Source organism: Nostoc sp. (genome assembly GCF_036917935.1).
Classification (GTDB): domain Bacteria; phylum Cyanobacteriota; class Cyanobacteriia; order Cyanobacteriales; family Nostocaceae; genus Nostoc.
This window is the reverse complement of sequence record NZ_JBALEL010000011.1, coordinates 1-25078: the sequence shown is the minus strand read 5'-3', so window position 1 is coordinate 25078 and position 25078 is coordinate 1. Positions and strand designations below refer to the sequence as shown.

General features: G+C 44.0%; 30 protein-coding genes and 4 pseudogenes. 11 read left to right on the top strand and 23 right to left on the bottom strand.

Going from position 1 to position 25078, the window contains the following annotated elements; all coding sequences use genetic code 11:
• Positions 1–74: 74 nt before the first annotated feature.
• The 7 genes from V7K62_RS05475 to V7K62_RS05445 all read right to left on the bottom strand — a co-directional run bounded on the left by V7K62_RS05475 (position 75) and on the right by V7K62_RS05445 (position 7909).
• Entirely contained in the window at positions 75–407 is a 333-nt protein-coding gene (locus V7K62_RS05475) for a hypothetical protein (protein ID WP_334862472.1), read from the bottom strand.
• A gap of 240 nt (positions 408–647) precedes the next feature.
• Positions 648–1478, bottom strand: a complete 831-nt coding sequence (locus V7K62_RS05470; protein ID WP_334862471.1) for a glycoside hydrolase family 19 protein — start codon at positions 1476–1478, stop codon at positions 648–650.
• 21 nt (positions 1479–1499) lie between these two features.
• Positions 1500–2045 (bottom strand): 3D domain-containing protein, encoded by a 546-nt coding sequence (locus tag V7K62_RS05465; protein WP_334862470.1) that lies wholly within the window; start codon positions 2043–2045, stop codon positions 1500–1502.
• Positions 2046–2109: 64 nt separating this feature from the next.
• Positions 2110–3045 (bottom strand): glycoside hydrolase family 18 protein, encoded by a 936-nt coding sequence (locus V7K62_RS05460; protein ID WP_334862469.1) that lies wholly within the window; start codon positions 3043–3045, stop codon positions 2110–2112.
• Between the two features lie 190 nt (positions 3046–3235).
• Positions 3236–4300: a LysM peptidoglycan-binding domain-containing protein gene (locus tag V7K62_RS05455; protein ID WP_334862467.1), complete on the bottom strand. Its 1065-nt coding sequence runs from the start codon at positions 4298–4300 to the stop codon at positions 3236–3238.
• Positions 4301–4477: 177 nt separating this feature from the next.
• On the bottom strand, positions 4478–5878 hold the full coding sequence (locus V7K62_RS05450) for a glycoside hydrolase family 30 protein (protein WP_334862465.1): 1401 nt from the start codon (positions 5876–5878) through the stop codon (positions 4478–4480).
• Between the two features lie 198 nt (positions 5879–6076).
• Entirely contained in the window at positions 6077–7909 is a 1833-nt protein-coding gene (locus V7K62_RS05445) for a glycosyl hydrolase family 28-related protein (protein WP_334862463.1), read from the bottom strand.
• A 507-nt stretch (positions 7910–8416) separates the two neighbouring features.
• Between V7K62_RS05445 and V7K62_RS05440 the strand changes: the two are divergent.
• A pseudogene (locus V7K62_RS05440) lies at positions 8417–9067 on the top strand (transposase); the annotation flags it as partial.
• On the opposite strand, the gene V7K62_RS05435 reads toward V7K62_RS05440, so the two are convergent.
• From V7K62_RS05435 to V7K62_RS05415, 5 genes are all read right to left on the bottom strand, one after another.
• Positions 9053–9430: a hypothetical protein gene (locus V7K62_RS05435; RefSeq protein WP_334862459.1), complete on the bottom strand. Its 378-nt coding sequence runs from the start codon at positions 9428–9430 to the stop codon at positions 9053–9055. The pseudogene V7K62_RS05440 and the gene V7K62_RS05435 sit on opposite strands and share 15 nt — an antisense overlap.
• A 50-nt stretch (positions 9431–9480) precedes the next feature.
• The gene (locus V7K62_RS05430; protein WP_334862457.1) at positions 9481–9807 is read right to left on the bottom strand and encodes a hypothetical protein; all 327 of its coding nucleotides are present in this window, start codon (positions 9805–9807) and stop codon (positions 9481–9483) included.
• Entirely contained in the window at positions 9807–10019 is a 213-nt protein-coding gene (locus V7K62_RS05425; RefSeq protein WP_334862455.1) for a hypothetical protein, read from the bottom strand. Before V7K62_RS05425 ends, V7K62_RS05430 begins: the two co-directional genes overlap by 1 nt.
• 231 nt (positions 10020–10250) lie before the next feature.
• A complete protein-coding gene (locus V7K62_RS05420) occupies positions 10251–10685 on the bottom strand; it encodes a hypothetical protein (RefSeq protein ID WP_334862453.1) in 435 nt (144 codons plus the stop codon).
• Positions 10686–11055: 370 nt separating this feature from the next.
• Entirely contained in the window at positions 11056–11547 is a 492-nt protein-coding gene (locus tag V7K62_RS05415) for a hypothetical protein (RefSeq protein ID WP_334862451.1), read from the bottom strand.
• Between the two features lie 526 nt (positions 11548–12073).
• Here V7K62_RS05415 and V7K62_RS05410 point away from each other — a divergent pair.
• The 6 genes from V7K62_RS05410 (at position 12074) to V7K62_RS05385 (ending at position 14915) form a co-directional block, all read left to right on the top strand.
• Entirely contained in the window at positions 12074–12400 is a 327-nt protein-coding gene (locus V7K62_RS05410; RefSeq protein ID WP_334862450.1) for a helix-turn-helix domain-containing protein, read from the top strand.
• A gap of 184 nt (positions 12401–12584) precedes the next feature.
• Positions 12585–12803: a hypothetical protein gene (locus V7K62_RS05405; RefSeq protein WP_334862448.1), complete on the top strand. Its 219-nt coding sequence runs from the start codon at positions 12585–12587 to the stop codon at positions 12801–12803.
• Positions 12804–13033: 230 nt separating this feature from the next.
• A complete protein-coding gene (locus V7K62_RS05400; RefSeq protein WP_334862446.1) occupies positions 13034–13360 on the top strand; it encodes a hypothetical protein in 327 nt (108 codons plus the stop codon).
• A gap of 6 nt (positions 13361–13366) precedes the next feature.
• The gene (locus V7K62_RS05395) at positions 13367–13720 is read left to right on the top strand and encodes a hypothetical protein (protein WP_334862444.1); all 354 of its coding nucleotides are present in this window, start codon (positions 13367–13369) and stop codon (positions 13718–13720) included.
• 1 nt (position 13721) lies between these two features.
• Positions 13722–14438, top strand: coding sequence for a hypothetical protein (locus V7K62_RS05390; RefSeq protein ID WP_334862442.1), 717 nt, complete (start codon positions 13722–13724; stop codon positions 14436–14438).
• Positions 14439–14564: 126 nt separating this feature from the next.
• On the top strand, positions 14565–14915 hold the full coding sequence (locus V7K62_RS05385) for a hypothetical protein (RefSeq protein WP_334862441.1): 351 nt from the start codon (positions 14565–14567) through the stop codon (positions 14913–14915).
• On the opposite strand, the pseudogene V7K62_RS05380 reads toward V7K62_RS05385, so the two are convergent.
• From V7K62_RS05380 to V7K62_RS05340, 9 genes and pseudogenes are all read right to left on the bottom strand, one after another.
• A pseudogene (locus V7K62_RS05380) lies at positions 14875–16065 on the bottom strand (AAA family ATPase); the annotation flags it as partial. The gene V7K62_RS05385 and the pseudogene V7K62_RS05380 sit on opposite strands and share 41 nt — an antisense overlap.
• Before the next feature lie 94 nt (positions 16066–16159).
• Positions 16160–16363 carry a DUF2997 domain-containing protein gene (locus tag V7K62_RS05375; RefSeq protein WP_334862439.1) on the bottom strand — a complete coding sequence of 68 codons (204 nt, stop codon included), beginning with the start codon at positions 16361–16363 and terminating at the stop codon, positions 16160–16162.
• Between the two features lie 2 nt (positions 16364–16365).
• Positions 16366–16815 (bottom strand): DUF1257 domain-containing protein, encoded by a 450-nt coding sequence (locus V7K62_RS05370; protein WP_334862438.1) that lies wholly within the window; start codon positions 16813–16815, stop codon positions 16366–16368.
• A gap of 109 nt (positions 16816–16924) precedes the next feature.
• A pseudogene (locus tag V7K62_RS05365) lies at positions 16925–17998 on the bottom strand (hypothetical protein).
• A gap of 240 nt (positions 17999–18238) precedes the next feature.
• Positions 18239–18508: a hypothetical protein gene (locus tag V7K62_RS05360; protein ID WP_334862436.1), complete on the bottom strand. Its 270-nt coding sequence runs from the start codon at positions 18506–18508 to the stop codon at positions 18239–18241.
• Between the two features lie 167 nt (positions 18509–18675).
• Complete coding sequence (locus V7K62_RS05355) at positions 18676–18960, bottom strand: hypothetical protein (RefSeq protein ID WP_334862434.1); 285 nt, start codon at positions 18958–18960, stop codon at positions 18676–18678.
• A gap of 498 nt (positions 18961–19458) precedes the next feature.
• Positions 19459–20004: a hypothetical protein gene (locus V7K62_RS05350; protein ID WP_334862432.1), complete on the bottom strand. Its 546-nt coding sequence runs from the start codon at positions 20002–20004 to the stop codon at positions 19459–19461.
• Positions 20005–20110: 106 nt separating this feature from the next.
• Entirely contained in the window at positions 20111–20539 is a 429-nt protein-coding gene (locus V7K62_RS05345) for a hypothetical protein (protein WP_334862430.1), read from the bottom strand.
• Positions 20540–20843: 304 nt separating this feature from the next.
• The gene (locus tag V7K62_RS05340; protein ID WP_334862428.1) at positions 20844–21149 is read right to left on the bottom strand and encodes a helix-turn-helix domain-containing protein; all 306 of its coding nucleotides are present in this window, start codon (positions 21147–21149) and stop codon (positions 20844–20846) included.
• Positions 21150–21170: 21 nt separating this feature from the next.
• Between V7K62_RS05340 and V7K62_RS05335 the strand changes: the two genes are divergently transcribed.
• The 3 genes and pseudogenes from V7K62_RS05335 to V7K62_RS05325 form a co-directional block, all read left to right on the top strand.
• Positions 21171–21896 carry a class I SAM-dependent methyltransferase gene (locus V7K62_RS05335; protein WP_334862427.1) on the top strand — a complete coding sequence of 242 codons (726 nt, stop codon included), beginning with the start codon at positions 21171–21173 and terminating at the stop codon, positions 21894–21896.
• Between the two features lie 116 nt (positions 21897–22012).
• Positions 22013–22144 (top strand): hypothetical protein, encoded by a 132-nt coding sequence (locus V7K62_RS05330; RefSeq protein WP_334862425.1) that lies wholly within the window; start codon positions 22013–22015, stop codon positions 22142–22144.
• Positions 22145–22206: 62 nt separating this feature from the next.
• Positions 22207–22527, top strand: a pseudogene (locus tag V7K62_RS05325) (DUF2252 family protein); the annotation flags it as partial.
• A 272-nt stretch (positions 22528–22799) separates the two neighbouring features.
• Here the strand turns inward: V7K62_RS05325 and V7K62_RS05320 are convergent.
• Positions 22800–23006 (bottom strand): hypothetical protein, encoded by a 207-nt coding sequence (locus V7K62_RS05320; RefSeq protein WP_334862423.1) that lies wholly within the window; start codon positions 23004–23006, stop codon positions 22800–22802.
• A gap of 336 nt (positions 23007–23342) precedes the next feature.
• Between V7K62_RS05320 and V7K62_RS05315 the strand changes: the two genes are divergently transcribed.
• A complete protein-coding gene (locus V7K62_RS05315) occupies positions 23343–24206 on the top strand; it encodes a TauD/TfdA dioxygenase family protein (RefSeq protein ID WP_334862421.1) in 864 nt (287 codons plus the stop codon).
• A 109-nt stretch (positions 24207–24315) separates the two neighbouring features.
• Here the strand turns inward: V7K62_RS05315 and V7K62_RS05310 are convergent, their stop codons facing one another.
• The gene (locus V7K62_RS05310; RefSeq protein WP_334862419.1) at positions 24316–25047 is read right to left on the bottom strand and encodes a hypothetical protein; all 732 of its coding nucleotides are present in this window, start codon (positions 25045–25047) and stop codon (positions 24316–24318) included.
• Positions 25048–25078 lie beyond the last annotated feature (31 nt).

Sequence of the window (25078 nt, the reverse complement as noted above, 5' to 3'; positions counted from 1 at the left end):
AGCATTTTATTTGCAAATAAAATCACCCTGTACTTAAATATAATTTTTAGCGATCGCACCGTTTTTCCCCAACCTCACAAAATCGCATTGCTCCCATCTGTATTCGTTTCCACGAACTGAACATTCGCCGTCGCACTCCAAGCATTCATCTGCCATAGGATGCGCCCTCTCAAATCAGAGGGAGCATCATCTAGAAAGCCTACGGTCAAATACACTCCACCCGCTCCCCAGTATTTTGTAGTTAAAACTGCAACATGCTCTGGTTCTGGAATGAACCCTGGCATCACTAGCATCAAGCGTTCGATTGGTGGATGATTGACTGGGTTGATCTTGGCTGCAATTTGAGCGGCAGCTACCCATTGGTTGCGAGGTAGCATTTTGGGTAAACAAACGATCTGGTTGCACATGGTTATAACTCCTATAAGAGATATGTTTGAGGACTTAGCAGGGAATGGCACTAAAACTCATGTGAAAGCTCGTCTGGGCAGGGTGTTGGGAGTAGGCTGAGTGGGTGTAGGGAAAAATCAAGAAAACTAAATACGGGTACAGACACAAATAAATTTCTTCTTCTTCCTCACGACACCCGACACCCGACACCCAGAAGCCTTATAAATAATGGGTTTGCCGTTAACTTAGCGCCATTCGACTTAGCAGGAAAGATTTTCGCCAGGTGATACCCCCAACTTCTGGCAAAAATCCTGATAAAAATTGATTCGATTTTGGGCTTCTTGTCTGCCTTCTGGGGATGCATTCGATCCACATTCGATGCCACCATTGATGATGGAGATTGTCATGCCGAAACCGGAATTGCGGATAGCGTCGTGGCACGATGGGTACGATGTCATCCAGAACCACAGGGCGGTCATGAAGGAAATAGCGCTATCTGTTGAGACCAAATCAGGGTTATTGAGCAGATCAATACCAAGAGCCGCCCCACATGTGGCATAGTTGTAGTTCCACGACAACTGGATCGGTCCGCGACCGTGATAGGTTTTACCCTGCACACACGGATAGGTTCTGGGATCGCAGTAGCTACCCCATACTGCTGTGTTCAGTTCATCAATGTATTGTAAAAAACCCGTCTCTTGGGCAACATTTGCTAGGAAGGCAGCCGCCTCACGTCTGCATTGTTCGTCCGATCCTTCATTGCAGAAGCTTGGGTATTTCTGCGTGGCGGTCACTAGACCGTCGTAGGAGTAAAAACCATTTCGGTTTGGGAATAGAGCCTCAAAGGTTTGCTGCGATACAATACCTGCGAAACCATTGCCTGTTGGGGTTGGGGGAGGAGGAGTAGATCCGTTAGGAATGCAGATTTCCTGACCTACCTGTAAATTCGAGGCATCCGCGTCTGTTAAGGGAGTGCCATCTGGTTTTTTGAGTTCATGCCAACGGTTCCCATCATCTAATTGTTGTTGGGCAATAACAAAAAGCGTGTCTCCAGACTTAACAATGTATGAACTACCGATTGTACAAGACATAAATCAACTCCAAAAATTAAATTACAAAATTGCTGTGACAGACTGGACACCTAGATTGATTGCTTCTTCAACGCTATCAACAAAGATGTCAATCTTTTGACCGATAATTGCCGTACCGATATCTAGGGCAGCGGCAGGAATTTGCCCACCATCCCAAAGCACCAAGGTAAAATTTGTTAACAGGGGAATCACATTTGGGTCTACTGCACACTGTAAACGTCCAACGCTTTCACCTTGGCATTGTGACTGCAATTGACCTGCAAGTGCAGCTTGCAATGTTACCCCATGAACGCCGGAGGCAGGTAGATGGCAATTTGTTTCCTCCATACTGTAAAATCTAGCTTCTAGATTTATTTGGTTCCCGGAGGGAGGAGGTAAAGGAGTAGACCCTGGAATGCATATTTCTTGACCCACTTGCAAATTAGAAGCATCCCCGTCTGTAAATGGGATGCCATCTGGTTTGAGAATCTCATGCCAGCGTTCACCATCAGCTAATTGTTGTTGGGCAATGATAAAAAGCGTGTCTCCCGACTTGACAATATATGAATTACCGAGTGTACAAGACATAAATGAACTCCAAACAAATACTTCAAAGTATTAAATGCTATAAATTGCCATCTTTGTAGAGAACTTAGAGTTGAAAAAGTGGTTGCTCACAATTACCGAGTGACAAAGTTTGACATATCGCTTGTGCCATCATTTGAGCGTTTGGACTGGTGTCAGTTGGCGTTCCTTCTGGCTGCTTTTGTAAACTCCATAACATCATTCCAGGCGCGTTCGAGTCAACAACCGCCTGTGCCAGATTACGAACTTCCGGTATGGTATAAACATGTCCACCCCATCCTTCTGGTGGTACTTCAACACCCATGACAATGTTCCCCTTGAAATAATTCTGATAAGCAGTTAGGGCAACTTTTGGGTCATATTCAGAGCTTGCATCGTAGGACATGACGTTGAGTTGGTCAATGTACTCAGCTTCAGGCGATCGCAACAAGTTGAGCAATAAACCTGTTAGGGCAGCTTTCGGTTTAGCATCTGTCCATTGCCCTTCACCGTAAGCACCAACACTCCAAGCTGCAACGGTGATTAAATATGGTCTGGGTAGTGCTTGGCGAATTTCCTTGACAATCCGACGATACTCATCATCTGTTGTGCAGGTTACTTGACCGTTTGTGGATGAACACTGACCGTTATTGAACGGTTCGTAGTCAATATCTACACCGTCAAATCCAAAATCTTTGACCACATCTGCGGTCGCCTTAGTATTCAAAGCCGCAAAATTCTGATAAGTAGCTCCACCTACTGCCACTAACACTTTTGTGTTAGGATTTTTGCTTTTGAGATAGGCGATCGCGTCTTTTACCACCACTCCGTCTGCACTGAAATCAAGACCTGTACCTGATAGTTTATTGCCACCCTCGTAGGTTGCATCTGGTTTTAGAAAAGACACAATCACCATATTCACATAAGGCGCTATGTTAGCTAGTTGCAGTTTTTTGGGATCGTCGCTCCACTTTTCAGACCAACTCTGGAAATAGGCAACAAGAGTTTTGTTGTTATCAGCCATTAGTTTCTTCTCTTAATAAAGTTTTTCACTGTACTTTGGGTGTCGTTGGAAGCGGCAAAACCGTAGGTAGCAATTACAGGATTGCCATTCGCTATATGGATTACCATTTGAAATTTCTTCTACTCTAAGAAGTGATGTTGTGTGAACGAAAAACTCTCAGACCGATTGAATCAAGCGATTAGTTTGTTTTTTACGTGAAGATTCTTATACTTCGGATGAGGAAATATGCGTCTCGTAATTTGGGATTATTTTTTGTGTCCCAAAGGTAGCCACCGCATTCTTCTAATCCTCCAGGGAAAACATTGCCTGCCCAGTCTCCGCACAAGGTCGTATTGATGACCATCTCGATGTCTTTGAAATATCCGGGACACGGATTGAAGCTGACGTAAGGGTTTCCCCATGTATTCGGGTCAGGTGAATCTCCAAGGATATTCGCAGGGATGTCAGCACGCTTCCAAAACCAAATTTTGATTGTCTGGTCGTAGAGCCACTCGCAAGCGTATGCTCCACCGCCGTTCTCGTTGAATCCGTGGCCGAAAGAGTTTTCGGGTCCCATGATGCCACATCCCGTGAAAGCGTTGTTGGCGTTGCAGTCGGGATTCAAAATATTTGGGATGTTCTGGACACATCCGTTTCTGGTGTGCAATGTTGACTGGTTGCTGTTGTTGGCAGAGGGTGTCGAGTTGACTCCTTCGATGATGTCGATTTCTCCGTTCTCAGGCCATGTAGATCCAGTTCCAACCAGCCATATTGCTGGCCATACCGCCATTCCTTCAGGTATGTGGTCTAAATCGATAATGAACAGCCCTCCATTATACTTTTTATCTGTGTAAATACGGATTGCCTTTCTTTGGCGTTTCTCTTCAGGGTTGTAGCCCTCCGATTCAACGTCGATTTGAATTTTGTTTCCATCGACAATGTTGATGAGCTCGCCCCACTTCCCGTATTTTACATAGCCGTGGGTTGGGTCGTCCTGGTCGAAAAAACTCCATTTGTCACCTTTTTCATTTCCGTTGATGAACTGATTTCCAATCCAACTATCTTGAAGCTGCCAAATGTTAGCACCACCGCCACCATTATCAGATTGTCCGGGAATAATAAGTACCATTTCAACTTGAATCTGTTCGGGATTATCTCCAATTACATTGCGATTAGCTTCATAAATAAGGTGCCACCGATTGCCATCTCCATAAACTTTTTCGGCTATCTTTGATAGCGTGTCTCCTGGTTGTACGGTATATGTTTGCACTGACATAGTTGATAATTGGCTCCTTTAAAGAATTAAGCTGTAAAAAAACCAGAAACGGGCACTAAGTACATGATTTCATAATTTTGTAGCGTTATTAAGCCAACACCATTGAAAGAGTTTTCCGACCCAGAATGTGGGTTTTCTACACGACTATAGGCTCAATACCGATCTAATCCTTATTTATTAGGAGCGCCACTTAAATGTTACCGCAGCTTTTTCAGGTACAGTATATGTAAATGACTGTGAACCCCATTGAATTTTAACTGACTTCTGATTGGGTGTTCTATTGGACAATACAACTACTTTAGAGCCATCAGGGTTTTTGTATGCTACGTCTTCAATATCGTCTGGGAATGAATTCGACTCTATTCTGTATGCTCCTGGGTCAACAAACTTGCTTGTATGACCCATTGAATAGTATGATGTATTCATTGTTACACTGTCTGTAGAATCTGACCTGATTGTCAAGAAACCACGGTTTGAATTAGATATATCTACTCCTGCAAGCTTTGGATCTGCGTTCTGGTCAAGAGCTATATTCCAGAATACTACAGACTTAGACCAGTTTCTGGGTGAACGGATAGTGTGATACATCTGGTCTGCAAATTGGGCAGAATCATCACCTATCCACGTACCGCTACCTGCCTCTGTGAACCATACATCCTTATCCGGGTATCTATTGTGTACTTCAGTCATTTTTTCATGTACACAATAATTACCCGTACAGTAAGGATGCCATGCTGAACCTGCACAGTAGTTATATGCACCAGATGCTAACACTGACGCAGCAAAGTCTGTACCCTTATCATCAAAATTGTGGTCAAAGCAGATAATTTTTGTGCTTATACCGTTTTGTTGAAATTTAGGACCAATGTAGTCTCTAATAAACCCTATCTCATCCTGTATAGACATTTGCATTCCAGGATATGCATCAGGTTCATACTGAGGTTCATTCTGAATTGTTACCGCATATACAGGAATTCCTTTAGCTTCACATTCCTTAACATATTTCACAAAGTAATCAGCATATACATTGTAGCATTCAGGACGCAGGTATCCGCCGTGGCCATAAAGTCCCTTGTTAGAGCGCATCCATGCTGGTGGACTCCACGGAGTAGCAAATATCTTTATGCGACCCGGATTTATTTTATATGCAATATCGAGCATAGGACGTATGTAAGCGTCTTCTCTCCAAAGAGAAAAGTTGTTTAAAGACCAGTCATCAGTATTATTGGTAGTATCATCAAATGTCCACGCTTCCCAGCTAAAATCAGATGCTCCTATAGGCTGACGAAGCAAGCTTATATTTATTCCTGATTGTCCGAATAAATCCTGCATGACTTCAGCCCTTTTCTGGTCTGTAAGCTTATACTTTAGTAGCCAACATGACGCATCGGTCAGTGAGCCACCAAATCCATCTATCTGCTGATACTGTGTATCTTCGTTAATAATTATTGTATAATTATTAACAGTAGTGTCAGCCGTAAAATAAATATCTCCTTGCCTTACCAGCATAGTGCTTGTACTAGGTACAGATAACCATACCTCTAGACTTTCCTGAGATAACTTAATGTTCAAGCTCATAAGTATGCTCCTAGAATAACTCCTTATAATTTGCTATTTTTCTACACTTAACTTTGAACAATCGGTTAGGGAGAGAGGGTTTCAGTCTCGTCGCACCCATTAAAATCAAGTTCGGATAATTAAGCGCTTCAAGAGCGTTGATGGTTAATTACAATTAACTATTAACAACCTCACTATATCTACAATCAACCCACCCTGCTACTTACTTGTGGGTACTGCTGATAATTGTTCAAGTTCAGATGATGCTACCGAAACATAAATTGGGGTTGGATAAGGGTCAGGGCAGACTGGTGGTTGAATAGTCCAGCTACCGTTACCGCCGCCATCAGTGATAGCAAAGTCTGTTCGGCAGTTTAGAATACCACCGTGTCCCAGACCTATTGCCGTTGTATTGCTGATTGTCACTGCACCCGCACAACGGATTTCCATTGCGTAAGTACCAGCACCGATAATCTGGTTGCGGTTGAGGGTTACATTAGTAATGCTGCTGCCAATAAAATGAATCGCTTCATAGTTGCTGTCGATGATTTGGTTATCTTCAACATTGATGATGCCCGTCATCTCTGCGTCAAGGGCGTAGAACCACAGCGCACCCGTGCCGAAGTTCCAGCCATTGTAATAATCCTGTGAACCGGCACGGATGATCGTATTGCGGGCAATTACCGTTGTGCCGCTGATTGGGCGACTTCCGGGGAAGCGATTACCGACGTGGATACCACCCCCTTCGGCTTGCTGGTCAGCGATGTAGTTATCAGTAACAACGTTAGATTCACCCCCATAGATCGCGATCGCGTTTGCTAGCACTGGTATTTCAACACGGTTGAACGAGATGGTGTTGAAACCGCCACCTTGATCGTTCCACATAGCGATCGCGTCGTCGCCTGTGTTGCGGAAAAACGATTGTGTAACGGTGGAATTGGTGACTTGTTTGTGAAAGTTGATCCCATCCGCGTTCTGATTGCGGATACGGACATTGGCGATCGTCAGGCTGTCAAATGGCCCATCCAGCCACATACCGCACTTGGTATGCTCTATCCACAGGTTCGTAAACGTTGAGTTCGAGTATGCGCCGCCGATACCGTTGAGCTGGTCATTATCGACGCGCTGAGTAACCTCGCCCCAGATTGCAAAATCCAAGAAGTGGACATTCTGTGCAGATGTGCCTGTATTCCAAGGCCCCATAAGTCCGCCGTTGTTACCAGTCTGCGCCACAAAGTGAATCTTGGAATACCAGATACCTGCACCCGTGAGCGTTACGTTGTCGTGTACCTGTAGCCAAGTGTTAACTTTGTACTCCCCCGGCGGAATCCATAATCCCCGACGCTGACTTGATGATGCATCAAGCGCATTTTGGAAAGCCGTCGTGGAATCCTGTAAGCCGGACGGATCTGCACCAAAATCAGTAGTAAGTGATAGATAGCTGTCTGGCATTGCAGAAGCAGGTGCTACTTGCTCAAAGTCGATCAGGTCGATATTACACCAGGCTGCGGTACTATTCGACTCCACCTGAAGACGTACCTTGTCGCCCGCAAACATCTGTGATGTTAGCCGATTCACCTCATCATAAAAGTGATGCGGTCTGATATCACCAGGATTGTTATTGAATGGATAGGTGCCGTAAATCCAGCTGTATTTCGATGTGAAGATGAGGTCGTGCTGTTTTGCACCGTTGATGTACAGACCGATGGGTGTTGTTAGTCCTGTACCATCTGCCGAGTCGGGAATGGCGTAACGGACGACGATTGAGTTTGCGCTGCGCGGTACGGTGAACTCGATATATTGCCCTACGGCATCGAGTGTCACAGCACGACGTTCAATCGCTTCATTCGCTAGCCCTGGATAAGTACGGTTATTGCGTGCATCAATTACCGTGCCATTATGGTCAGCATTTTCAGCTTGAATTTCATCATAGGGCATAATAGTGGGCCCTGCGGCGGCTGGTGCAACGACATTAGGAATGTGGATTTCCTGACCTACCTGGAAATTCCCAGCTTCTGCTTTGGTGAATTGAGTTCCATTTATGTTCATCATTTTACTCCAACGTAAACGTACAATAATCGAATTATCTGCTTCTCAATCGCGCCAATATTTAAGTTAAATTTGGGTTTTACCCTTTTTCTTGGCAGCGAATTTGTGTGTGATTGTCTTAGGGCATCGAATAGAAAGTTATACTCATATCTAATAAATTTTAGGTATAAAATATTACATTTTTCTGATTTTTCATCCTGTTTCCTAATTCGTTAACTAAATTAAGAACCACCATCTGTACATTCAATTCCGGATTTTTGCAACACAACCTGTTATATCAGTCCCAACTTATAATCACCTTCAATTCTTGAGGATTTTGATGGGCAATTAGGGGTACAGCCGGTATCCGGATACCGTTGGCGAAATATTACTTAACAAAAAACACGTATTTTACCGCGTATTACATGGAGAGGATAACTATCTTTTTCCGTGTAATACACGGAAAGAAAATAATTAAGTTAGCTGCCTCAATTATCAATAAACTAGAGGAAATACCTTTGGAGGCAGTATATGTGCTTACATCCCGAAGAAATTCCTCCTATTCCCGATGAAACGGTACGTGTAGCCAAAGCTGCGTTCCCCAAAGGTAATTTATATATGCGACTGCGTGATGAACTTGGGGTCTTTTACCAGGATGAAGATTTCGCATCACTTTATCCACAACGGGGTCAGCCAGCACAAGCACCTTGGCGGTTGGCGATGATACTGGTAATGCAATATTTAGAAAATTTATCTGATAGACAAGCAGCCTCTTCAGTACAAGGACGAATTGACTGGAAATATGCTTTATCGTTAGAGTTGACAGATCCTGGCTTTGACTTTAGTGTTTTAAGCGAATTCCGCGACCGATTAATAACAGGCGGTGTCGAGCAGCAAATACTAGATAAAATGCTGTCTAGATTTCAGGAACTCAAACTGCTATCAGCAAGGGGAAAACAGCGCACTGACTCCACTCATGTGTTAACAGTAGTTAGAGACCTAACAAGACTGGAGCATTTGGGAGAAACACTGCGGTACGCTTTGAATGCTGTGGCTGAGGTTGCACCAACTTGGCTGAAGTCACTAGCTCCCGCCGAGTGGTATGACCGCTATAGCAGACGCTTTGAAGATACTCGATTGCCCAGAACGGCTTCAGAAGGAGAAGTTTTAGCTCAGACAATAGTGATTGTAGAGTCCGGCGAAATTGTCTTTACTGCGGCGGTGGATTAGAAAACTAAGCAACATCGAAGCTGGGCCCTTAAACTGATCCTTTAGTCCCCCTGCCACTGGAATCACCCACAGTTCGGTAAATGGCTCATTGGTGAAGTTCTCGTTGATTGTGAGTAGACGGTCAGGACGGGAGATTGCAATTGCAAAGTCAGCCTTGTTACCTTTGAGATATCCTCCTGCTTGTGCTTCTAGAATCGTCAGTTTTGGAGGACAATCGAGTAAGAATTGACCGTATTCCTTAGCGCAATTCGCTTGTAGTTTCGGTTGGCTGGATGGAATGAGAAAAACGCTGTTGTTGATTTTGATGGTTTCCATAATTGCGTTGTTGTTGCTAAAAATTGCGTTGATATTGGATAGTGTTCGACTTAGCTATTTATGACAATGCCAGGAATTGTTTTTAACTCGTATTTCAGCAGTTCAATTTGGCGTAGATATTTTTCTATTTCAGCCTGAATCTCTGCTCTCAATTCCTGTGGTGTCAGTAGTTCGATTTCGTTCTCTAAGCGATTTTCTTCTTCAATGGAATTGATATCAGGCATGACTAGATAACGCCAGCCTTCACCATATTCATGTGCTAAAAAACTATTGCTTGGGTAATACTTCATGCCGATAATCAGTCCTTGTTCTGCACGTTGTCTCAAGGTGAAGCAGGGGTATTTCCAGCCTTGAGGAATGGTGATTGTTGGTTGCATTATTCTGCCTCTTGATTAAACTTGACTTCAACCACTTCTTCCAAACACCCCATTACCTCACCCAAATAATGCAGGACATCGCCTACATGGGTTGCTGCTTCTTTCTCAATCTTTTTATCAGCAATCAACAAAAGCCAATTTTCGTTTTGGGCGATTGCCTGAATCTTCAGATAGCACGAGTTGAACTGGTTCAGTATTTCTGTGGTTTCCATTGGTATTATTTATGGATCTAAATAGTTTTATTGAGGAGGTGGGCTGTCAAACCAATTCGCAATTGTAAATTCGCAATTCGCAATTAAATCAGTGGGGGCTTGAATCCCGCCACTGATTTGAGTCCACTGAATCAAAGATTTCAGTGGGGGCTTGTACCCTGAATTAATCAATTTACAATTTTGTCCGCAATTGCGAATTGCGAATTGTTCGGTCAAGACCCACCTTTTTACTCAAGCCGCTACCAAATCGCTAGTTTCTAGCGTTGGGATGTATTTCTTCAACCGCTCCCATTCTTCATTTGTCAGTGCGTCGAATTCCTTATCCAGCAACTCTTCGTCCGTGGATGGTTGTTCTGTAGTTGCTGTAAAGTAGCCTGTCATCGCCATAAAGTCATCTAATCCCACTGTTGCATCTTCGGCATGGGCGTATCGAATCTTATCTACAGCATTCGACCAGTGAGTGATGTGTTGAAATATCACCCCAATCATGGAATGAGCCTTGTACACGCGATAAACTCTGGGGCAGGCTCCATTCACATATACAAGTTTGTAGCCAGAGATTTCAAGCACCTCTGCGTTGGGGTCGGTTGGAGGGAGGAGAATTTTCTCTTGGGAATCATCGAACTGGGCTTCTTTAAGAGAAAATGAGTTTATCGTGTGTGCCATGATAATTTCGTTTGTCTAATTTCGTTGTAGAGGCGATGTCTAACGACAAGCCGCTTTGCGTCTACGCTTTTCCCTTGGACTGCGATTGCCTTTTCTCACTTCAAGAACGAGGCATTTCTTATACCTGTGTACTCGCATCTGCTGGAGATAGCACAAAATTCTCTTGGCAGTCATAGAAACCCGATCCTGAAAGTGTAATGTTACTTGCTGGGCTATGTGTCATGATTATTTGTAATTGCATATAGGTGGCGATCGCATAACTCTAGGTGTGCAATCGCCTTTCCCCTTCAGCAACTTACGCCGCGACTGCCGTTCGGACTCCCAACGATCCAATCACTTCCCTTGCACTGCTACCAACCCGATTCACCCCCTACTGTCTCGGTCTTGCGTACCAGCCTTCTTGATTGCACCCGACGAAGCCAACAAAATGCCCGTCTTGGTAGAGTTTGGTGCTGAAAGATAACCAGTCAATTTCCCCGTGGTACAGACCAAAAGCAGTGCAAGCTTCCTCCAGTTCATCGCTCAATCGCTCGTTTCGTTCCCGTGGTGTTTCTGGCAGGGTCGCTTTAACTTCTGCAACTATTGTAGCGAACCAGTTGCGGTCAAAGGGTAGCCGTCCGCCATCGAAGAACTGCACCCATACGGTGATTCCGCCTTCAATCCAGATAGTGCGGACTGATTCGGGTTGGACTTCAATAATCTCGCCAATGATGCGGCGATCTCTGCTGGTGAGGGGATCTTGGGTAGGGGCTACAGCTTGGGCTTGGGATTCGAGAAGGTGGTTTAGTTCTGCTTGGGCTGTGGCTTGCTCGTCAACAGAAGAACCGATGATTGCTTGCTGTGTATATGTTGCATACGTCATAATAGAAATCTCCGTAATTGGGGAAAAGGCGCTCGTGAACTTTCTCAGGCCCAGCGGTCGCCTTTGTTTTCTGGCAGAGTGCTGTGTTAGGAACAAGGCACTCTAATGAATTCAGCTTTGCTGCAAATAAGATTTCTAGACAGGCTGATTAGCAAATAACCAGTTTTTTAAGACTTGGTAGGTCATCGAGATCATCTTCGTTGGCTTGAGCTTTACTTGTTTGGCTTCCGGCTGCTAGTCCCGGTGGCACTTGGTTTTGTGGTTAGTTGAATGAGTGAATGTTTGGTAATTTGGCTTGCGAACCCTTGATTGCGTTCGGGTGCAGACGGTTCGTTTTTCTTACCCTCATGTACACAATATTAGTACACCTATTGGTAGTAGTCAATGGGGTAGTAGTTACTTTTAGATAGAGATTTGTAATACTACTATTGGTTGCACATAAGCAGCTCTAGTACCAATAGATGTAAGTCCTCTATGTTTACATCCAATAGTAGTACCACTATAATCGGAGTATTATTTGGAGAGGATGATTGTGTTTATCGCATTAAAAAAATTGAGAGAGGCTGCGGGTCTTTCTCAGAATGACCTAGCTAGAAAGACTGGTTATAGTCCTCAGTCTATCCAAAAAATTGAACAAAATAAGGTTAAATCACTCACATTAGATGCAGCAGCAAGATTCTGTGAAGCCCTTAATTGTAAGCCTGGAGACTTGCTTGAGGAAGGTGAGCCACCCAAAAGATTAAGGATAGAAAAAGGTGTCACTCTCAATTCTCAAGCAGAAACAGAAACTTTAGCGAATAGAAGGAAAATTTTGGGCGAAAGTGCAGAAGTTGACCTACTAAAAGCAGCGTAAAAGCTAAAAGCGACCGCCCGCTGACCAAAGCAATGCGATCGCCTGCTCAATCCGTTGATCACAAAGTGAGCTTATTACAATGCTGACACATTTTTGGGCAAACACCCTTCAGTATCTTGTCGGTTCACTTTGGTTAAACTGCAACACCCCAACTTTCAAGCATTTACCGTAGTGAGCAAGAGATATGCTGACACTAGACAGAGAACAAACAACAGCGCTAGATTACAGTGTTGTCAACACTAGTATCCAAGAAACCTTCACTGCCATTGACCGTTTTGAGTGGCAAGCATCTGATGAACTGCGCCTTATGCGAGACAACCACTATTACCAAGATGGTGGACACAAGAGCTTTGAAGACTATTGCGAAAGCGAGTTGACCAAAGGGAGCAATGCGATTTTGTGAGGTGCTGAAACCTGGGACATACAGCGCTTCCCGCTATTATGCAATACAGTTTTTCTTCTTGCCCCTCTCCTAGCATAGCTTTCAGCTTTGATGATGTACCTCATAGCTGCCGGAAGTGCTGTATATAGCTTGTTTCAGGATGCGATCGCAACTAAAAAACCAGGTTGTGTTGAGAATATAGGGGTGTAATTGAGAACCAAACCCCGATCTCACTTTTTCGCGTTGCTCCCTTGACCAAACACGGGGGATATCGACGGGTCAGAGATTTGCTCTCTGCGAAGAAAGTAGTTGAGACTTTGCCAGAGGAACTTCGGCGAAAAATCACTAAACCATCCCAAACTCGATCCTTACTCCGGCTGGTCAAAACTCCTGATAAGTTACATGAAGCCGTTGCGATCGCAGCAAAAGAGAAACCCTTCCCCACTGCCGCAGACTTCGCTAAAGCAGTACAGCAGGTTGCACCAACAACTAAACGCCCTACAAAAAGCGAAAATCCCAAAACGCAATTGTGTAATTCTGTCACTGTTTCATCACCAGAACATCCTCGTTATGGGTAGTCGGGAGTGATCTCAGCAGACGCACCCAATAATTATCAGCAGATTGTTACCTTCAGCGATGGCGAGAAACTGCTGATCAATAACAGCGATTTAAATGACACAATTGCGTCATTTTCACCAGAGCGGAACTATCCACCAGAATACACAGAAGCGATGTCTACGACGGGCTACGCCTACGCAGCACTCAAAGAGCAGCACCAGCAAGAGTTAGAGCGACTTTCCGTGGAATTGAGGATTGGTTTGCAAGCAGAAGCAGAGGCTAGAGCCGAAGCCCAGGTAATTGAACAAATCCAATCCCTGCAAAACCTGTACAAGCAACAGAAGGAGCAAAATATTCAGTTTACAGCAGTGTTTAGATGAAATGGAATCGCTACGGCAGTTGGAAGCTGAGAATCAACAACTCAAGCAGCGTATTCAAGATTTGGAAAATGCTTTGGAGCCGCATCCTGTCCAACAGTGGGGAAATACCATGACGCAACAGGCGACTAAAGTGTTGAACAAGCAGGTAAAACTTGCACTGGAGAAAACTATTGATTTGCGATCGCTAGCTGTTGAACCCCCCAAAGAGAATGCACAGGAATGCTTACGGTTAATGGGTATGGCTTTGAAGAATCTCGCCAGCGCCATGAACAATACCCAGGCTCTCGAAGCTGCGGCGATAATCTTGGGGAGTGAACCGACACAATCTGCGATCGCATATCGAGCCGAGCAATTGCAACTACTACTCCAAGCGGTAAGTGACATTAGGGCAGTGCTAGCAAAACCTGGGTGTACTTGGCAGGACTATTGTGTAGTGGCTACTGAATACGAGGTAATAAAAGGAGACTATTGGGCAGAACTTACCACCAAGGAAACTGATTTGATTAGAGCTTTGGAGAAAGCAACTCATTCTGGGGTGATTCAAGTCGGTTCTATCGTTGCTTACGCTGACCCTTACTACACCCTATACAACGACAAGGGTGAAGTTGTGGAGGATTTGGGCGAAGACGAGGTGCTGGTTGCCTGGGATCACTGGAAGAATGAAGGTAAAAAAACAAGTAGGTATTTATTGAAGGAGTTAAGGTTCTGGCAAGGCTAACTAATTTAAGGCTAACTAATTTGTTGCCTATACCAGTGATTTTTTAGACACATAAATACAAGTACCAAACTCCGCAAGCACAGTAGGGGAAATTTCCGTGCGCCAACATAAACAGGAGATTGTAAAATGACTGCAACTATTACTCGTCCCAAGCTCAAAAAGTCTGCTGCTAGCAAGAAGGAATCCTTATATAAAAGGCTTCATGTGATTATCCCGATTGAAGATATGCTTTGGGCATCCCAGCAAAGACCTTCAGTTACGCAACTGTGGCAAGAGTGCTGGACGGCTGATCCTTACGGTTCCCGGTGGATGCCGCTAACAAGTGCTTTGGGTTACAGTATTTTTATCTCTGCAAAGAAAATTCTATCTGAAAGCGGGTTGTTCATTTTCAAGCCCGACAAGTCGATTCAAGATGGCCGAGAAACTGTTGCTTGGATGTTGCGACCACAAACACGCCACTGGTTGATTCAGACATGAAAGTGAGCAGAGTACCGAGGATTCGCTGGGAAACTCCACTGGTGTCACCGCTACCAGAGAGAGCCTTTTCGATTTCGTCAACCCATAAAACACAAGGTGCGATCGCCTCGGCAGTCTTCAATGCGCGGCGTACATTGCCCTCAGACTCACCAACCAGACTGCCCAGAAGGGAAGCAATGTCTAGTTGTAGGAGTGGTAAATTGAGTATGTTAGCGATGTTCTTGGCGCAGTGGCTCTTACCTGTTCCGGGAGGCCCAGCTAGTAACACCCCTTTGGGCTGCGGTAAACTCAAGCTTCGGGCCTCTTGGGTGAACAGACGGCGGCGACGAGTTAGCCACTCTCTTAACAGGTCAAGTCCACCAAAGGGGATTGTCGCGGGTTTGCCCAACTCGATACCCATTTGAGCAAGTAGGCGAGTTTTGTACTCGACGGCTTTGGGGATGAAATCAGCATCAACGATAACACCATCATTAGTTAAGTTTTCTTTGACAGTTAAGCGAAGAAAATCACTGATTTCTTCCAAAGTTAAACCCAGTGCTGCACGAGAAAGAGTTTCTTTTTCAGCATTTTCTAGGGAAATAGTAAAAGTTAATTCTTGCTCTATAGCAGACTGTTGTAAGTCATGCAAGTAAGAATTGATATGAAATAGTACTTGGTCAACATTAGGTAAAGGGACTTCACAGTAAGGAATCAATCTGACTAGGGATTCGTGCAATTGTATGTTTTGACCTAACAGAACAATGCGTTTATCTGTGGGTTTTAACCTGTGGTAAAGGTTTTTGACTTTTGAAAGAATCTCCCAGGATAATTGAGGTGAGTTATTAGCGATGAATGGGTGAATATCTCCCAAAATGAAAATCCCGACACCACTAAAATTATTGATATAGTCAAACACATATAACAGTGGGTCAGCCTGTGGAGGTTTCTTATACTCTGGCACAGGCTTAAATATCAAGCCTCCATCTGCTGCAATTAAACATTGCTCCAGGGTGGACACTCCCAGATTCCAGAAGTAGACAGGACTGTTTAGTTTATTAGATGCCTCTGTAGTCAACCACTGAATAATTGTCGCTTCATCAGGAGACAACACATCAACAGCAGCAATGGGGATTTGTGAATCGAGGGTAGAGAGGAGATTTGAGAGTTTCATAGCAGATTTCAGATAACTTCAATTAGTTTTGGCGAAGCCATTGTGACAAAATCAGTAGTCAGTTTTAAGCGATAACTGACTACTGACTGACTAATTACTGGCGCTGGTATTGTTGATGATTTGCTGTTATACGTTGTGTTTGAGCTTCCGGCTTAAATTCACGTTCGCCCTGTACAACCCCCAACGCCTCTTCAAACGGTTGGGTCGCCTCTAAACAAGACAGTCCTTCAAAACCTTCAGCTTCCACTTTGACTGAACCTGTAACTTTGTCGAAATGTATCAAAACTGAACGTTCCATATCTATCTCCTTTGGTATTGTTTTACTTCCTGATGTCCGGTAAAAGTGAGACGTAGGGTTTGCACAGTCCCATTGCTTTCTTCTGCGATCGCACATTCTCCAAATTGCTCTTGTAACTCAAGAGCTTTAGCGCGTACCATTCGTTTTCCATAAGCCAGCATCAGTTTATGGCTGAAGAAGTCCTGTCCCAGGAGAGGAACTGTCTCATAACTATCGTGTATCACGTCATACACGCAGCCTGAGGTGTTCCACTTGAAACCGATGTCTGCACGGGCTTTAATTGTGCGACCAGATATGACGATTTCAGCGCTTTGCCCTTGAGAACTACCGTAGTAGCCTTTTAGGGACTGTGCTGTTTCATGAACTTGTGCCGATAGGTTTAGATCCGTGAGGGCTTGTACTAAACATTCACGGTTGGTGAGTTTGGTTTTAACAGTTGAGAAGTGTGACATGAGAATTTTGTCCTTATAGTAAAAGTGCGGTAATCTTTTTGAAAAGAAGGCTTGCATTTTTCGTTAAGGTACTTAGTCTTGGGCGAATGCACCCGCCCAAGACTGTTTTTTACCTGAACTTAAACGACATAACGGTAGCTTTCGGCAAGCCCACATCACCAGTTCCAAGCTGTTGTAAATTACGTTGTTCATCCAGCAGTTTGGTGCGGATATCGTCAATCTTTTGCTGCAATTGACTGCGTGTATCAGAACCGAGATTCTTCGACTCAATCGCCGGATCGTTAACGATAGAATCCAAATGCGCCATCATCTGCTCTAGGCTGCTGCCAGCTTCTGGGTCAGCATTCGCTAACAAAACCTGAACTTTCATTAGATGGCGTTCCATCTTCTTCTTGAATTGGACAGGCTTACGTCCCGGTTCCCAATTGCTCAACTCTTCAAGCAATTGGGCAGCGAGTTGTTCACCCCCGGCTAGGGCTAATTCTCTTAGTCGTTGCTCCAGATTTTGGTCATACTGTTGTATGAAGCGAGTGATTTGGTCTAAACATTGGGACTGTTGCTGGTTGAGTTGTTCGGACAGTGCAGGTATGATAACCGGGCGACCAATAATTACTTGTAAATAATCTTCCAGTTCTGACAAAAGTGGAAATGATTTTAACAAGTTGGTTTTGACGGATTCTTGTTTATCTGGTGAAAGTTCCCAAGCATTAAGAGAGAGGAATTTATCAATTCGCTCTTGATAATCTTCGAGTCCTGCCTCATAATCAACTTTTAATTGATTTTTGAGAGTGGGAGCAACATTATCTCTGATATTAATTAACTGATTCCACACGAGTGGAGCTAAATCAATTGGACAGATCCAATCGCCTGTATCAGCAGACATCCATTCCTGCACTGAAGCGATTTATTGGCGAAGTTGTGCGGCAGCTTCATCGAGCTTTTTGAATACTTTGATTCCGCGTAATCCAACTTCGGAATTTGTGACTTTTACGAGGTCTGACCCAATTTCCGACACTTCAGCTTTTAGCACATCTGCCCATTTAGGATCAGCAGACTTTGTACTTTTCTTTAGCTGAATACGAAAGCGAATGCGGGTTTTATTGAGTTGGGAGAAATTGTGCCGTTCGACTACGGCATCAGTTAGGAAATTTTCAGTAATAGGGTTGTCGATTGCTTGTACCATGATTATTCACCTCGATCATTATTTTTCACTTTCGATTAAGCGAAGCTTTCCTTAGACCACAACCCGATAAGTTCCTATTTCTCGAACCATGCAAGGCTGTCCTTTAATAGTTGCAATCTCTACTCTGTGGCTATTTTTTAATTTGTGGATGTCTGTAATAGCTCTATGAATTGTTTTTGTAGAGTCCTTTTGTAGCCGAACAGGTCTTTTGATAACTGGTGGCTTATGTATTGACATGGCTCAAAATAGTTGAAGTTGCTGTGAATTGTCCTGTACCACGGGCTTGTTATAAGTCATGCCTTCGACTTCATAGCAACGAGTCATAAGTTTGTTTCGATTTAGTCGAAAACTGGCTTGTTTCCTTTGATTAGGCAGAGGTGAAAACAGGAATTGTGGATGTTGAATAGTACCTATATCACCCAGATATCGACAAAGCGTACCGTTGATTTGATAAATTTTTGATGAGCTTAAGAGTGTTGCGTCGTACACTTTAATCAAATTTGTTTCCATCTGATTAGTATTGAAGTGCAGTGTGCGATAATTTGTCGTAGAATCGATTTTTCTTTATAGTCAGATTTAATCAGTCTGGCTGTAGAGTTTTTGGTACAACATTATGTAGCTGTAGATAGGCTTAAGCAACGAGGGAATGTATTAACTCAAGCCCTATTTACAACTAACTAAAACCCTATTTCTGAAGCTGCCTTAACCACATCTATTGCTTGACGTGCTGTAACTTTCCAGTCACTTTGCTGATTATAATTAGTCATGATTAGCTCAGACCCAATCCAGACTCGACAAAACAACACACTTTCGTCATTTCCTGGCTGCGGTTGTAGAGTCAAAGGTACGTAAAGCTGCTGTGTAGTCAAAGTTGCAATTGCTGCAAGTATGCACTTTGAGAAATGCGTATCGTAGCCTGATTCTAAGATATATGTCCGGTCTGCTTGAATTGTTACTAGCAACTTGTAGGATTCTTTTTTACGCTGTTCTGTATTCTCAAACCGCAATTCTTTAAGATATCCAGTTAAAGCAGTTTGGGGGATATCACTTGGTTCACCATTTAGCTTATACCACAGCCCTCCGTGCTGACGATTGCAATAGATTTTGCAACTGTCAGCAAAAGAAGTGCAATCCCAATTTCGGCTTATTGATTGCTGCGACCAACTGCTTGAGTAGTTCCTCTTGGCGCATTAAAACAGCAAGTAATTCTGCATTATTTTCTTGAGCGGTCATAAGTTTCTCCAATACATTTCACTCTCTCATTGGCGAAGCCATTGATTTCCGATGTATCTATCAAGTGCATAGCCAATAAAACAGCGCTCTTGTTACTACAAAAGCGCTTTAAAAAACAGTTATTAGATTAAGATTATCTGTGTGAATTAAACCTGACCAACAACTCTTCACGGGATAACTGAAGGCATAGCGGAGTAAATTCTTCTGGTGTTAACTGCAATAAACTATCAGACTACTCTCGCTAATTCTTCATCCACAGAACCAAACCGGAATCTTAACAAGTTTTTTACAACTTGACGGCGTTCAAGTTGTACTCCCTCTTGTACTCCTTGTTGCTTAGTGGTTTCTTCCCACTGCTGGTAAGCTTGCGACAAATTCATAATTAATTCCTGCTCATCTTCTGTTAAAGTTTCTTGCTGTTGAACTATAATGACCCGCAAATTAGTAATCAGTTTGAGAGTATTTTGTCTTAATTGGTTGCTTTCGGGTAATGCCAGCAATTCATCAATGGCAGTACGTTGCGTTTCGCCTCTACCCAAAATCCTCAGCCATAATGTTTCTTCTGTTACTGGTAGCTCGTTAACCGCTACTATTGCTGCCCTAATACCGTTAATCAATACTAACCAGCGCTGGGTTAAGTCATCGTCATGACCGATGCTTGCAATCAGCTTTCCAGCTGCGTAAACTTCGTGATCGTAAAAGCTGATTTCTACTACTCTGAGTTCTTCAACTGATTTGGCGCAAGGGGTTACAGTTGTTGTCGCTTGTGGCATAATTTGATTACCTAATAGGGTTAAGAAGGCGATCGCAGACTTTCCACGGTGAGCGATCGCTTTTTAATTGGGACATAAAGATCCTTGTGTTGAAGGTACAACGTTCTCATAAAGATTTGGCGAAGCCTTCGACTTCAGGCTTCTTATCCCAGTACCCAATCTCTTTAAATCGGCTATAAATTCTCGCTGCTAGTTGCCTTACGGGGTCGGACAAATCAGAAGAAATTAAATCAAATTGCTTAAAGCCAAAAGCCAAAATGTTTGCAGTATCCACGTCAATCCCGTTACCTAAGAATTGACCAAACGCAGCAGAGTATGGATGGTCATCAATGGTTTCATGAGTTTCTAGAAATTCCGTTCCTGTGAAGGGTGGGTAATCTTCACTCTCTAACGGTGTGGAAAGTGCGTGAATGTCTGCCTCAATCATTGCCGCCGTAGTTTCAGGATTTTCTGCTTTGAATTGCTCTAATCTTAGGGCGCGGTCAGTTAACGGTGATTTGCCCCAATCGTTAGTATTTCTGTAATCGAGTGCCATTTCTTGGTATCCTTTGTTTTTGTACGCAAACGACGTTGTGGTTTAGCACAACGCTCTCAAATAGATTTGGCGTAGCCATATAGCCGAAGACTTTGCAATGTATAGTCATAGTGAATTTATTCGCTGATTTTGAGTATCTCCCCCAGCCGACTTTACCCGGTATACCTTGTGCTATACAACGGGGGGTTCTCGTTTCTCAAATCTATGTTTCGTGTTGATCAAATCTGTGACTGGTTAGATTTGCGAACCCTTTTTGCGTTTGGGTGCAGGCAGTTCGCTTTTCCTTACAATTATTTTGCAATTTTTAGTTGCAGTTATCAACCCCTAATTGCACAATTTTGGTTGATTTCAAGCACAGTAACTCAGCTAATGTACAGCCAAATATTTTACACAAGGCAGTAAGGACTTCTGGAGAAGCGTTTTTGACATCTGTATTTGTCTCCATCCTATTCAAATACTGGCGGGAAAGATCTACTTCAAATTCAGTAAGCCTTTTAGATAAATTCAATAACGGTATATCGCCACGCAACTCACGCATTTTCTGCCCACGCGCAGCTGTCCATTTTATAGAACCTACTTCTGTCAGTGGTAACATCACGACCTCTTCCATTTCTTCTCTATTTGCCAGATTATGCAACTTTTAGTTTACAAATGCAATAGTCTATTGCAACTATTTGTAGCAGAAGTTGAGTCATTGCGATCGCAACAGAAGAATTCATCAGCGTGGTTTGAAGTTTTATATGCCGATGCTAAAGGTGATACAGCAAAAATTCCTTGGGCAAAGTTAACTCCTCACCCTTATCTACAAGATTGGTTGACGAATCATCAACCGTTCGCTTCACAGCAAAAGGCGCTAGTCATTGGTTGCGGCTTGGGAGATGATGCCGAAGCTTTAGCAAATCTGGAATTTGAAGTAATTGCTTTTGATATTTCGCCGACAGCGATGTCTGACGACAAGCTGCTTCGCATCTACACTTGGTGTCAAGAGCGATTTCCAGATTCAACTGTCAACTATCTAGTTGCAGATTTGTTAGCAATTCCCTCACAATGGCATCAAGCTTTTGACTTTGTTTTTGAATGTCGTAATATTCAAGCTTTGCCGTTAAATGTGCGTTCTTCAGTTATTTCTTCAGTTGCCTCGCTTGTTGCTCCCGGTGGCACACTTTTGCTGATTACTCGTGTTCGAGATACAGAAGCTGAACCCTCTGGCCCACCTTGGGCATTATCAGACTTGGAACTCAAACAGTTTGATAATTTGGGATTAGAGCAAGTAGAAAAACTTGTGTTTTTAGAATCTGAGCAAATTGACGTTAAGCAAGTGCGGATTGAATATCAATTAACATCCTCTGAGCGCTAACCGCTTGTGTTCTGGCGGGGTTTCCTGGGAGGTGTCAGATGAGCTACTCATCGCTCCATCGTTGCCCCTCGATCTGCTTGCCTCCTCATCTGGGAGGATCAGTATTGCTTATATGAATGGATACCCCAGAATTTCTTAGAGGAAAAAAGGAAAGATTTGGCGTTAGCGATCGCCTTGCCGTAAGGCGATCGCAGTTCCAGGTTTACTACCAAGTTCAGTCTATGGAAATCATGAAGGAGCGAGGGTGACAATCGCCACCAAAGGGATGCTCTCTAATACTGACCCCTTGGTTGGCTAAACTACGGTCAGTGGTATCCCCTTTATGCTGCATGAAAAATCCCCTTACCAGGTGGACTTTGACTATACCTTACTAACCACTAAATCAAAATTCATGGATGCGATGGGATATGTAGGTAAGGTCGTTGCTAAGAACCATGCTATCTCTGATAAAGATTACGATGCTACCATTGTTCCTTACAGCGTTGACAAGGAAGTGACTGATATCACCAGCGGTAACAAGGCTGTATTCAAAGATGAGATTGTTAACTTTGCTCTAGACTATGCAACTCAAGTCGAGTACGACTACACCAGTTTCGTGAACGCTTACAACAGTGGAGTGACACTCTACTAAACTGAAATGCTTATTCCCGGATTTCTCACCACATCTCGATTAAACCTGCGCTTGAGCAGGGGAGCAAGGGAGCAAGGGAGCAGAGGTGAGATATTGTACAATTTCTTTCCCCTCTGCTCCTTTGCCCCTCTGCCCCTTCTTCGCTTAAAGCTTGTGAGAAATGCGGGTTATTGCAATTGTTGAACATGGGTGATAGTGATTACCTTGGTGCGATCGCAGGAGGCATCGCTTAGTTTCCTCTCTGCGAGACACTACGTGAACGCTTGAATTTGCTAGGGCGATCGCACTCCTAAACCCGTTAAGGGAGCAATGCGATTTTGTGAGGTGCTGAAACCTGGGACATATATAGCTTGTTTCAGGATGCGATCGCAACTAAAAAACCAGGTTTTGTTGAGAATATAAGGGTGTAATTGAGAACCAAACCCCGATCTCACTTTTTCGCGTTGCTCCCAACCGAATCTTAGCGCCAGATTTCCCACAATACACAGCTGCAATAGCCCACACCAGCAGGGCTTTCGGTAATCTTGGGATAATCGATTCGGGAGACGATGGATTAGCCTCCATCTAGCGATGTCTACGACGGGCTGCGCCTACGCTACTTTCTCCATCCCCAGATTTCCGTTCATCAACCCCCATCACCAGCAACCATGTTCTGTGATCGACCAAGGAAAAAGCTCAAATTTGCGGATGCCATCTGTGATCCGCTAGCTGATGCTTGCTTCTATCCTTTGTAATGCCAACTTCAAGATTATTCGTTTTTTGCGTAAAGCACGAAACTTAAGGTGAATAGTATTATCAAACGGTATTTACTTAAGATGAATAAATTGTTGACCGTACAGCAGCATTCAAGACTGGGCAAGGAAGTTCTACGAGATTGTAATCTTGCATCCATAACAGACCAACAAGTTGAGGAATTAAAGCAATCTCTCTGGGAACACGGGGTTATTGTTGTCAGAAAGCAAAAACTGACGGCATCCCAGTTGAAAGACTTTGCCATCCAGACGTTTGGTGACTCAACCCTCGGTCGTCGCCCCAAGCCTCTAGATCCCGAAATCGCTCCAAACTTACAAAGTCCTGGAGTCTCCATTTTAGGTAATCCCAAGGGGCTTTCTGGTGAGGTGGTCGGCAAAGTTGCTTGGCAATGGCATCACGATAAAGACCATCTCCCTAAAACACAGGGACTGGATATGAATGCCCTCTATGTCGTGATGCTTTATGGGGTGGCCATCCCGGACGAAGGAACGGATGGACAGCCACACACCACTCTCTTTCTCGATATGGTGGAAGCCTACCACAATCTCGCTCCCCAACATCAGCAGCAATTAGGACTACTGTCGATGTATCACCTGTCACCTATCTCCCCACAGCCAGGGGTAGAGATTCCTCGGAAATTACATCCAATTGTCTCAACTCACAAAGTAACTGGGCGCTATTGTTTATATTTGGGTTCAGACACTTCGATTCTCAAAGGGCTAGAAAACAAACCAGAAGCTGCTAAACAGTATTGGCAGGAATTGTTTCGGGAGATTCTGGACTGTACGCCAGTTTATGCCCATATTTGGCAAGCTGGAGATATTGTGTTTTGGGATAACTCCCAAGTTATGCATACAGGTATGCCCTACAATGCAAACAAATATAAGCGGATTGCTCTCCGTGTTGCTGTTATGGCGAATAGCTGAAGTTCGAGACAATTGTGGGGTTTGGCGGGGTCAACAAAAGAATGCTAGCCCTCAATTAGTTCCGGTATTGTGTCCCCTTGCGGGGTAATTAGTTAGGCTTTTCTATAATTTAATCTGTAACACCGTACTCTTTCTCTATCAAACTCAACAATTTCTCCTCCACAGCAGTCAAATAAGCACGATTCAGCTTACCCAGCATCTCCAAAAACTTCTGCACCGACTCCTCCAACTCGCCCGAATACACTCGACTTATGCGATCGCATATCTCCTTAACCTGCTGACATTCCTGGGGCAGGTAGTTGAAGGACTTCAGGTGCTGCAACCCAATGGCGTACTCTCCATCCCACATTCTCACTGTACAGCTAAACTCGTTCACTGCGCTGACAATCGCCCAACACCGGCCTTTGCCTCTGAGTTCCGGGTTGTCTTTAACAAGGATTTGGCAGACTTCGCCGATTTGGTAGGTGTTTGGTACTTTCGTTCGCTCAATAATGCGCTGTACGACATCTTTCACAATGCGATGAGATGGTACTTTCCCGTTGGCAGAGTCTACAGCTTGTTCCCATGCTTCGGGCTGAATGTCCGAGTCTAGCTTGGACAGTGGCCTGATTTGCCACTCATTAGTCGGCAGAATGTGATCGTTCCGATCACAATTTTCCAGTAAATTATCAAAAATCACTGCTGCTTCCATTAACAGGTAGGGTTGTCGTCGGCTGTAACCAAAGCGATCGCGGCAGTATTCTTCAAAAGTACCGTGCGTGGAACGATATAATCTGTGATCGCGGAGTTCTGTCAAAGCTTTTCCTGCCTCAAAAAACGCCCGTTCTACTTTCCGTTCCAAGTGCAAGCGGTAAGCGTAGCCATGCCGTCAG